Below are 9,049 nucleotides of genomic sequence, written 5' to 3'. Positions count from 1 at the left end.
GCGGGGGAGGCCGGGCACGGGACCGCCGGGGACGCCGGGGCCTTCGACACCCCCGAGCACCGGGCGCTCGCCCGGGAGGCGGCCACCCGCTCGATCGTGCTGCTCCGCAACGAGGGCGCGCTCCCGCTGCGCGACGTGCGCCGGGTCGCCGTCGTCGGCCAGCTCGGCGACACCGTGCTGGAGGACTGGTACAGCGGGACGCTGCCCTACGCCGTCACCGCGCGCGCCGGGATCGCCGAGCGGGTGGAGACGGTGTTCTGCGAGGGCGTGGACCGCATCCGGCTGAGCACGTTCGGGCACGGACTCGTGGTGGACCCCGGCGACGGGGGCCCCGCCCGGTTGGAGGCCCACGGCGTCTGCGGCGGGCACCGCGGCGCGGACGGGCACGCGCCGACCGTGGAGGAGGAGGTCGAGGGCGCGGACTTCGACCTGCTGGACTGGGGCGGCGGCGCCTGCGCCCTGCGCTCGACGCGGACGGGGAGGTACCTCGACGTGGGACCCGGAGACGTCCTGGCCTTCACCGCGCCGGGGCCCGGCACCTGGGAGGTCACCCAGACCTTCCGCCTGGAGGAGCGCAAGGGCCTGCACACCCTCGTCCACGTGCGCAGCGGCCGCGGTGTCACCTCGGATCCGCGCGACGGGAACCTGCGCCTGGCCGGAGCAGGGGAGGGGGAGGGCCTGTTCATCGTGGACGGGCTCGGCACGGGAGCCGAGGAGGCCGCGCGGGTGGCCTCCGCCGCCGACGTCGCGGTCGTCGTCCTGGGCGACCACCCCATGGTCAACGGGCGCGAGACCGAGGACCGGACCGACCTGGACCTGCCCGCCGCCCAGGAGCGGGTGCTGCGCGCCGTGCGCGCGGCCAACCCCGCCACGGTCCTGGTGCTCAGCAGCGGCTGCCCGTTCGGGATCACCTGGGCCGACGAGCACGTCCCGGCCGTCCTGTGGTCGGCGCACGGCGGCCAGGAGTACGGCCACGCGCTCGCGGACGTGCTCTTCGGCGACGCCGAGCCCTCCGGACGGCTTCCGCAGACCTGGTACCGCTCCGCCGACGACCTGCCCGGGATGCTCGACTACGACATCGTCGGCGCGCGCGGCACCTACCTGTACTTCGAGGGCGAGCCGCTCTACCCCTTCGGGCACGGCCTCGGCTACACGTCGGTGGAGTACGCGGCCCCGGTGGTCCGCGTGGACGGCGGCCGGGTCACCGTCGCCGTCATGGTCGCCAACACGGGCGCGCGGCCCGCCGACGAGGTGGTGCAGGTCTACACCCGCCAGCTGGCCTCGCGTGTGCGGACCCCGCTGCGCGCGCTGCGCGGGTTCGCCCGGGTGCGCGTGGAGCCGGGCCGCAGCGCGCTCGCCACGGTCTCCTTCGACGTGGACCGGCTCGCGCTGTGGGACACCACCCGCGACCGCTTCGTGGTGGAGGACGCGCCGCGCCAGGTGCTGGTCGGGCGTTCGGCGACCGACATCCGCGCCACCGCGGCCCTGGACGTGCCGGGGGAGGCCATCCCGCCCCGCGACGCGCGCACGCCGTGGTCGGCCGCGGGCTACGACGACGCCCGGGGCACGTCCCTGTGCCCGCTCACCCCCGAGCGGGGCGACGCGGTGCGTTCCCGGGAGGGCGGCGCGTGGGCCGTCTTCCGCGACGTGGACCTCGGCGACGGGGTCACCGGGTGCCGCCTCACGGTGAACGCCGAACACGCCAGCACGGTCCGCGTCCGCTTGGACGACCCCGAGGACGGACCGACCGCCGCGGTGGCCGACGTCCCGGCGGGCAAGGACGGTTACGACTTCACCGAGGTCGGCGCGGCCTTCGAGGACGCGGGGGGAGCCGGGGGGATCCGTGACCTGTACCTGGTCTTCGACCGGCCGGGTACGGCGGTGGCCGACCTGGTCCTGACCGGCGCTGCTCCGGCACCGGAGGCGGACTGAGCGGCGGCGGGCCGGACACGGTCCGGCCGGCACCGAGCCGCAGCCGCCCCGGGGGAGGTCCGGCGCGGTGCGGCCGACAGTGAGCCGGGGGCGGCCCGCCCGGATTCCGGACGGGCCGTCCCCGGCCGCCCGGGTTCCGGCGGCGGTCGCGTCACCCCGGTCCGGGGGCCGTCGTGCGGCTCCCGGGTCAGCGGGGTCCGGAGGGGCTCACCGGAACTGGGCCACCAGCTGGGCCAGGATGTTGTGCGGCAGGCTGCGGGGGAGCATCTGGTTGACGGTGCCGGAGACGTGGAGGTCGCGTTCCGGAACGTGGTAGAGCACGTTCCCGAAGGCCCCGGAGTGGCCGATCATCTCCGGGCACGGGGTGAACGGAGTCATCCAGCGCGGGAGCCTGAACCGCATGACCCCGATCCCGTAGTCGATGGGGACCAGACGTGAGAACACCGGGTTCCAGCGCGCGGTCATCTCCGCCAGGTACCGCGCGGGGAACAGTTCGCCCCCCACGAAGGCGCGCAGGAGCCGCAGCTGGTCGGCCGAGGTCGAGACCACCGCTCCGTCGGGCGGGAACGAGGCGATCGTCCTCGGCACGCGCAGCCGGGTGCGGCCGTGCAGGAGCGTGGCGACCTCGTCGTAGCGGTCCAGCGTGTGCGGGGTGAACAGCCAGGTGTCGTGCAGCCCGAGCGGTTCGAGGACCCGGGCCCGCAGGGCCCGGTCGTAGCCGCCGGACGTGGCCACCTCGATGACGCGTCCGAGCAGCTGGTAGTTGGTGTCGCAGTAGTGCGCCCTGCCCGGGGTCGACGGGGCGAACCGGCTCGGCATGGCCCTGGCCATGCCGAGGAAGTCCTCGAAGGTCCAGGCGGCGTCCTCGCGGAGCATGTCGCCCAGGAACGTGGTGCCGTCGGGGCGCTTCTGCTCGAAGTAGTCGGGGATCCCGGAGGTCTGCGTCAGCAGTTCGCGCACCGTGATCGCCGGGCCGTGGTCGCGGCCCCCGTACGTGTTGAGCCCGCGCATCGTGTCCGCGCCGAGCAGGTCCGCGACGGGTGTGTCGAGGGTCAGGGCCCCCTCGTCGCGCAGCTGCATGACCATCGCGACGGTGTACAGCTTGGTGATGCTGGCGACGAAGTACGGCCGCCCCGTGTCGCCGTGGCTCCAGGAGAACCCGGTGGACGGCTGCTCCACGGCGAGGCTCATCAGCGACACCCCCAGCTTGGCGGCGTAGCGCGCCGCGATCCCGTCGAGCCGGGCCGAGATCCGCTCACTCACGGGGTGTCCTCCTCCAGCAGCCGTTCGGTGGCGTCGAGCCAGTCCAGCTCCGCCCTGGCCAGGGTGATGCCGTAGGAGAGCGTGGCCAGGCGGAGCGCCTGCCCGAGCCCGGCGGCCTCCGCCGGGACGGCGATCGCCTCCAGCGCGGCCAGCTCCCCGCCCACCTCCCGCCTGCGGGCGTCCAGCAGTTCCCGGATGTCCTCCGTGCGCATCCTGTCCGCGAAGAACAGCCGTGCCAGGAAGGGGTCCCGGGTCGGCGGGGTGCGCAGGGGGGAGGTGAGCCAGCGGTCCAGTTCGGCCAGCCCGGGGGCGGTCACGCTGTGCAGGTGCAGGTTGGGGCGCTCCTCCTGCACCACGGTGCGGCGGGAGGCCAGGCCCTCCTCCACCAGGCCGGTGAGCGTCCGGTAGATCTGCGACTGGTCCGCCGTCCAGAAGTGCCCGACGCTCTCGTCGATCACCTTCTTCAGGTCGTAGCCGCTCATCGGCTTGATGGACAGGAGCCCGAGTATGGCGTGTCGTAGGGACATGGGTAGAGGATAGCGCCAATATATGCGTTGTCCACTATGGGAGAGCGCATGTAGTCCGGGGGTCGGTGCGGACTCCGGAGCCGGAACGCCGGAACGACGGTGGATTCCCTGTTCAGGGCGGAGTGCACGCCGCCCTGTACGGCCTCCTGGTAGCTGTCCGGAAAGGTCACCGGTGTGACGCGAGGGGTTCCGGCCTGACTCTGGGCGAGGGAGGACGGGACGCGCTACGAGTACAGGTCCCCGGCGGAGGGGCCGGTCCGGCGGCCCCTTACGGTCACGGCACTAGGCGGTGTCCGCGGTGTTCCCGTCCGGCTGCGCCGTGTCCGCCGCCGGGTGCTCGACGGGCTCCGCGGCGGGCCCCTCGCCGGACGCGGGATCGGGAGCCCGGGTCACGGGCTCGGGCAGGGGCAGCAGTCCCGCGTCGAGCGAGTGGATCATCGCGGTGGCCCCGCCCCGGGCCGCCGCGCTCAGCCCCAGCGACGACAGCTCCACCCGGCAGCCGCCCGCCTCCGGCGCGAACGCGCTCGCGGCCGCCTCCGCCCGGCAGTTCGGCAGCAGCCACGGGCCCAGGGGCACGAAGTAGCCGCCCAGCACCACCAGGCTCGGGTTGGTGACGTTGATCAGCACGGCCAGGCCCCGGCCCAGCCACGTGCCCGCCCGCTCCAGCGCGCCGACGGCGGTGTCCTCGCCCGCCTCGGCGCGTGCCACGGCCGTCCCCACCAGCCCGGCGACGTCGCTGCCCGACAGCGGGTGGTCCGGGAACCGGTCGGGGACGGCCCCGCGCAGGATTGCCCCGATCCCCGCCAGCGCCTCCAGGCAGCCGCGGCGCCCGCACGCGCACTCCGGGCCGTCCGGGGCCAGCGACAGGTGGCCCACCTCGCCCGCGAACCCGCTGGCGCCGCGCAGCAGTCCGCCCCCGGTCAGGATGCCCGCGCCGATCCCGACCTCACCGGTCAGGTACGCGAGGTCGGCCGTCCCCGCGAACGACCCCACCCGGTACTCGGCCACCGCGCCCAGGTTCGCGTCGTTGTCCACCCGCACCGGGACGCCCTCCACCCCGGCCTCGCGCAGCAGCTCCGACAGCCGGTCCCGCAGCGGCACGTCGCGCCAGCCCAGGTTGGGCGCGTGCGTGACCGTCCCCGAGGGCGCGTCGATCAGCGCCGGGACCGCCACGCTCACCCCCACCACGGTGCGCCCGCGCAGCGCGGGGTCGGCCACCGTCGCGCCCAGGGTGCGCGCGATGTGCCGCGCGCACGCCTCCGCCCCGGCCGACCGGGCGTCGAAGGGGACGTGGCGGCTGACCAGTTCGCGCTGGAGCAGGTCCACGGCGACCACCGACAGGTAGTCCACGTTGACCTCCAGGCCGATCGCCGCGATCGAGGAGTCGTCCAGGTCCAGCAGCACCCCCGGGCGCCCCACCCGCTGCCGGGAGGAGCGCCCGGTCTCGCGGACCAGCCTGCGCGCCATGAGGTCGGCGACCAGGCTGGACACCGTGGTCTTGTTCAGCCCGGTGGCCGCGGCCACCGCCGCGCGCGAGCAGGGGGCCAGCTCGCGGACCGTGCGCAGCACGACGCCCAGGTTGGTCTCCCGGACCGTCTGGAAGCTCACCGTTCCCGAACCGACCGACACCTGGTCCCCCTCGTCCCGTCCGACACGGCACACCGTGCCCGGATCGTACAGGCAGCCGGTGGCGTGAGCGGGGGCGCTGCCCCGGCAGGGCGTGGCTGCGGAGGCGAACGCGGCGGAGGGGACGGTTGTGGCCGGGGAGGTGGTCGTGGAATCGGGGGACTACGCCGGGGAGGGAATCCGGATCTGGATCCGGGACCGGAAGGCAGGACCGGAACCCGGGAACCGGGGTGGAGGGCGGAGCCGGGGGCGCGGCCGGGGACCGGCCGGAAAAGCCGTTGCGCCCGGCCGACCCCTCTGGTGGGATCCCGGTCATGGTGCCTCCCGACGTCTTCCGCGACCAGCCCGTCCTCACCGGGGAGAGGGTCCGCCTCGAACCGCTCGACGCCGGGACCGGTGAGCACTTCATCGAACCGGTACTGCGCATGGACCCCGAGGTGCGCCGCCTCACCGGCACCCACCGGGAGTTCACCAGGGAGGAGCTGGTGCGCTGGGCCGCGACGCGGCCCGACCACCACGACCGGGCCGACTGGGTCGTCTTCGAGAGGGAGGGCGGCGCGGCCGTGGGCGAGTGCGCGCTGATCGACCTCGACCCGGACAACGCCAGCGCCGGCTACCGGATCGCGCTCAACGGCATGTCCGTCACCGGGAGGGGCTACGGCACCGAGGCCACGGACCTCGTGCTGGAGTACGCCTTCACCGTGGCCGGGCTGCACCGGGTCGCCCTGGAGGTGTTCGCGTTCAACACCCGCGCGCAGAGGTCCTACGCCCGGTCGGGGTTCGTCCGGGAGGGCGTCTGGCGCGAGTCCCTGCGCTGGGACGGCGAGTGGCACGACGCCGTGCTGATGTCGGTCCTGGCCGAGGAGTACGCCGAGCACCGCGCCGCCCGGAAGAAGGGCTGAGGCGGGTTCCGTGGGCGCCGCCCGTCGCGCAGCGGGGTGCGTACCCGCGGAACGCGTCCCGGGGCTACCCTCGGGCCATGCCCGTTCCTGACTTCCTCCTCGCCCTCCGCAGCCACGTCGGCCACGGCCTCCTGCCCCTCGTCGGGGTGACGGCGGTGGTGGTCAACGAGGAGGGCGAGGTCCTCCTGCACCGGCGCGCGGACGACGGCCGCTGGGCCACGCCCGGCGGCATCCTGGAACCGGAGGAGGAGCCCGCCCGGGCCGTCGTCCGCGAGGTGCGCGAGGAGACCGGGGTGGAGGTCGAGGTGGAGCGGCTCACCAGCGTGCTCGCCCAGGAGCCCTTCACCTACCCCAACGGCGACCGCGTGCAGATCCTCGACCTGGCCTTCCGCTGCCGCCCCGTGGGCGGGGCGCCCGACGCCAGCGGCGACGAGAGCCTGGACGTGCGCTGGTTCCCGCCCGGGGCCCTGCCGGACATGCCCCAGCGCATCCTGGACCGGATCGACCACGCCCACGAGGACCGCCCGGGACCGTTCTACGTCACCTGAGCCCCGGCTCCCTGGACCCGGACTGTACGGGCGTCCCGGCCCCGGACCGAGCCGGGTGCCGCCACCGAGCTGGCCGTCAGCGGTCCGGCGGGCGCGGGGAGCGCCCCGGGAGCCTCCGGCGACCGCTCCGGACCGCGCGGGCGACCGCCCCCGCGCGGTTCGGGGCCGCCCCGCCTCGCGGTGCCGCCGGTCAGGGGCGCTCGGCGGGCAGGGAGAGCAGTCCCTCCACCGTCCGGGCCAGGTCGCGGTCCGAGACGTCCGGCGGGGCGAAGACCGACGGGAAGCGCCCCTCCAGGTGGGAGGACCACCCGGTCACCAGCCCCGCGTGCCGCGCCCCGGCGACGTCCCATCCGTGCGCGGTGACCAGGGCCAGCCGCTCCGGGGCGACTCCCAGGGACCGCGCGGCGGCCCGGTAGGCGCCCGGCGCGGGCCGCCACTCCCCGGCGGGGCGGGCGGCCAGCACGTCCTCCACCAGGTCGGGCAGACCGGCGCGCTCCAGCAGTCTCCGGGCCAGCGCGTCGTCGTGGTCGCCCAGGACCGCGACGGGCACCCCGGCCCCGCGCGCGGCGCGCAGCGCGGCGTCCGCCTCGGGCCGGGGGTCGAGTTCGGCCAGCCCCCCGACGATGGCGTCCTCGGCGGAGGGGGCGATCTGGTGGCCGGTGATGTCGCGCAGCGCTCCCCGGACCACGTCCTCGAAGGAGCGGTCGGCGCCGTCGCCCCCCACCAGGGCCAGGGCGAACGAGTCGCGCAGCAGGTGGTCCGACCAGCGGGTCATGAGCACCCGGGGGATTCCGGCCTCCCGGAACCGCCACTCCAGGGGCGCGAGGGGGAAGAGGGTGTCGAGGACGTCGAGGACGAGGGCGGCCGGGCGGAGCGGTCGCCCGGCGGGGCGTTCGGACATGGGAGCGGCTCCAGGGAGGGGGTCGGGAACGGCCACCCCGTTCCTACCCGGGCGCGGGGTCCTTCGCGCCTCCCGGACACCCGATCGCCGCCCCCGTGCCTCCGGGACACCCGGTCGCAGCCCTCACGCCCACCGTCCCCGCGACCGGTACCCGGCGCGCGCCTCCTCCCGCCTCCGCCGCACGGCGCCCCGGATCCGCTCCCGTTCCCGGGCCGCCGCTCGGCTCAGAGCGCGTCCAGGCGGGGGATCTGCTCCACCGCCCACGGGCTCAGCAGCCACGGTGTCCGCTCGGCCACCGCCACCAGGTCCGCCCACTCCGTCCACGCGTACTCGGCCACCTCCGACGGGTCGGGGTCCGGGCCCTCCTCCGCGCGCGCCCAGAAGACCGGGCAGAACTCGTTCTCCACGATCCCCTCGGCCGACACCGCCCGGTACCGGAAGTCGGGCAGCGCGGGCCGCACCCCGCTGACGCGCATCCCCAGCTCCTGGCCGACCCGGCGGCGCACCGCCGCGTCGAGGTCCTCGTCCGGGCCGGGGTGGCCGCAGCAGCTGTTCGTCCACACCCCCGGCCAGGTGGTCTTGCCCAGGGCCCGGCGGGTGATCAGCACCCGCCCGTCCGCGTCCAGGACGTAGCAGGAGAACGCCAGGTGCAGCGGTGTCTCCCGGGTGTGCACGGTGGCCTTGTCGGCGACGCCCACGCGCTGGTGCTCCTCGTCGAGCAGAACCACGAGTTCGCGCTCTGCGCCGCCCTCCGCGCCCGCGGCGGCCCTGTGCTGGGTCACGGCTCCTACCCCCCGCTTCCGGGACCGCCGCGCTCCGCCCGGTCGGCCCTCGTTCCTGCGTCACACGCGTACGGTCCGTACTCCCCACGCGGTGACGTTCTCCCCTCCCATACTCACCCGTCACTCCCACCCGATGCGCACCGGCTCCACCGGACCGCGCTCCGCGCGGTCCCGGGGTGCGCATACAGTTCCTGATGGCCCCGAGTCGGGAGCCACCGGACACAGGGAACGGAAGGCCGGCCGCGACGACCGCGGCGCGGCGGTGGAGCGGTGACAGAGACGATGACGGACACGGGTACCCGGACGCTGCCGGAGGAGTCGGAGCACCCGGCGGAGCGGATCGACCCCGACCGGTTGGCCGCGTGCCTGGACGTGATCGCCCGCGCCGGTGAGCTGCCCAGCGACCACCCGGACTCGGTCGCCCTCCAGCGCGCGACCGCCCGCCTGTTCAAGAACGTCAAGGAGCGGCGCCGCAAGGAGCGCCAGGCCGCCCGCCAGGCCCACGACAGGGCCGTGTTCGCGGCCACCGCCACCGCGGCGCCGGACCGGATCGACGACGAGACCAACG

At 75.4% G+C, this 9,049-nt stretch carries 8 protein-coding genes and 1 pseudogene; 4 read left to right on the top strand and 5 right to left on the bottom strand.

The window, feature by feature from the left end; translation table 11 throughout:
• On the top strand, positions 1 to 1,932 hold a 1,932-nt coding region (locus tag DQW06_RS12345), incomplete at its 5' end, for a glycoside hydrolase family 3 protein (RefSeq protein WP_157983420.1).
• 207 nt (positions 1,933 to 2,139) lie between these two features.
• Here the strand turns inward: DQW06_RS12345 and DQW06_RS12340 are convergent.
• The 3 genes from DQW06_RS12340 to DQW06_RS12330 form a co-directional block, all read right to left on the bottom strand.
• Positions 2,140 to 3,195, bottom strand: coding sequence for a serine hydrolase (locus DQW06_RS12340; protein ID WP_117198474.1), 1,056 nt, complete (start codon positions 3,193 to 3,195; stop codon positions 2,140 to 2,142).
• Positions 3,192 to 3,722 (bottom strand): PadR family transcriptional regulator, encoded by a 531-nt coding sequence (locus DQW06_RS12335; protein ID WP_117198473.1) that lies wholly within the window; start codon positions 3,720 to 3,722, stop codon positions 3,192 to 3,194. The genes DQW06_RS12340 and DQW06_RS12335 overlap by 4 nt, the downstream gene beginning before the upstream one ends.
• A 282-nt stretch (positions 3,723 to 4,004) precedes the next feature.
• The gene (locus tag DQW06_RS12330) at positions 4,005 to 5,351 is read right to left on the bottom strand and encodes an ROK family protein (protein WP_117198472.1); all 1,347 of its coding nucleotides are present in this window, start codon (positions 5,349 to 5,351) and stop codon (positions 4,005 to 4,007) included.
• A gap of 311 nt (positions 5,352 to 5,662) precedes the next feature.
• On the opposite strand from DQW06_RS12330, the gene DQW06_RS12325 reads away from it, so the two are divergent.
• Both DQW06_RS12325 and DQW06_RS12320 read left to right on the top strand, forming a co-directional pair.
• A complete protein-coding gene (locus tag DQW06_RS12325) occupies positions 5,663 to 6,250 on the top strand; it encodes a GNAT family N-acetyltransferase (RefSeq protein ID WP_198662433.1) in 588 nt (195 codons plus the stop codon).
• Between the two features lie 77 nt (positions 6,251 to 6,327).
• Complete coding sequence (locus DQW06_RS12320) at positions 6,328 to 6,798, top strand: NUDIX domain-containing protein (RefSeq protein WP_019609341.1); 471 nt, start codon at positions 6,328 to 6,330, stop codon at positions 6,796 to 6,798.
• A 190-nt stretch (positions 6,799 to 6,988) separates the two neighbouring features.
• Here the strand turns inward: DQW06_RS12320 and DQW06_RS12315 are convergent, their stop codons facing one another.
• Together DQW06_RS12315 and idi are read right to left on the bottom strand one after the other, a co-directional pair.
• Entirely contained in the window at positions 6,989 to 7,699 is a 711-nt protein-coding gene (locus DQW06_RS12315; RefSeq protein WP_117198471.1) for an HAD family hydrolase, read from the bottom strand.
• A gap of 224 nt (positions 7,700 to 7,923) precedes the next feature.
• Entirely contained in the window at positions 7,924 to 8,481 is a 558-nt protein-coding gene (gene idi, locus DQW06_RS12310; protein ID WP_013155860.1) for an isopentenyl-diphosphate Delta-isomerase, read from the bottom strand.
• 282 nt (positions 8,482 to 8,763) lie between these two features.
• On the opposite strand from idi, the pseudogene DQW06_RS12305 reads away from it, so the two are divergent.
• Positions 8,764 to 9,049: pseudogene (locus tag DQW06_RS12305) on the top strand (short-chain dehydrogenase); the annotation flags it as partial.

The organism is Nocardiopsis sp. TNDT3, assembly GCF_003427465.1.
In the GTDB taxonomy this organism is placed as follows: domain Bacteria; phylum Actinomycetota; class Actinomycetes; order Streptosporangiales; family Streptosporangiaceae; genus Nocardiopsis; species Nocardiopsis dassonvillei.
The sequence above is the reverse complement of the archived record's forward strand: the minus strand, read 5'-3'. Positions and strand labels throughout refer to the sequence as shown.

What these genes read in the sequence shown, in the direction of transcription:
- DQW06_RS12315 (WP_117198471.1), bottom strand. Translation starts at nt 7,699, where the DNA reads ATGTCCGAACGCCCCGCCGGGCGACCGCTCCGCCCGGCCGCCCTCGTC.
- DQW06_RS12325 (WP_198662433.1), top strand. Translation starts at nt 5,663, where the DNA reads ATGGTGCCTCCCGACGTCTTCCGCGACCAGCCCGTCCTCACCGGGGAG.
- DQW06_RS12320 (WP_019609341.1), top strand. Translation starts at nt 6,328, where the DNA reads ATGCCCGTTCCTGACTTCCTCCTCGCCCTCCGCAGCCACGTCGGCCAC.
- DQW06_RS12335 (WP_117198473.1), bottom strand. Translation starts at nt 3,722, where the DNA reads ATGTCCCTACGACACGCCATACTCGGGCTCCTGTCCATCAAGCCGATG.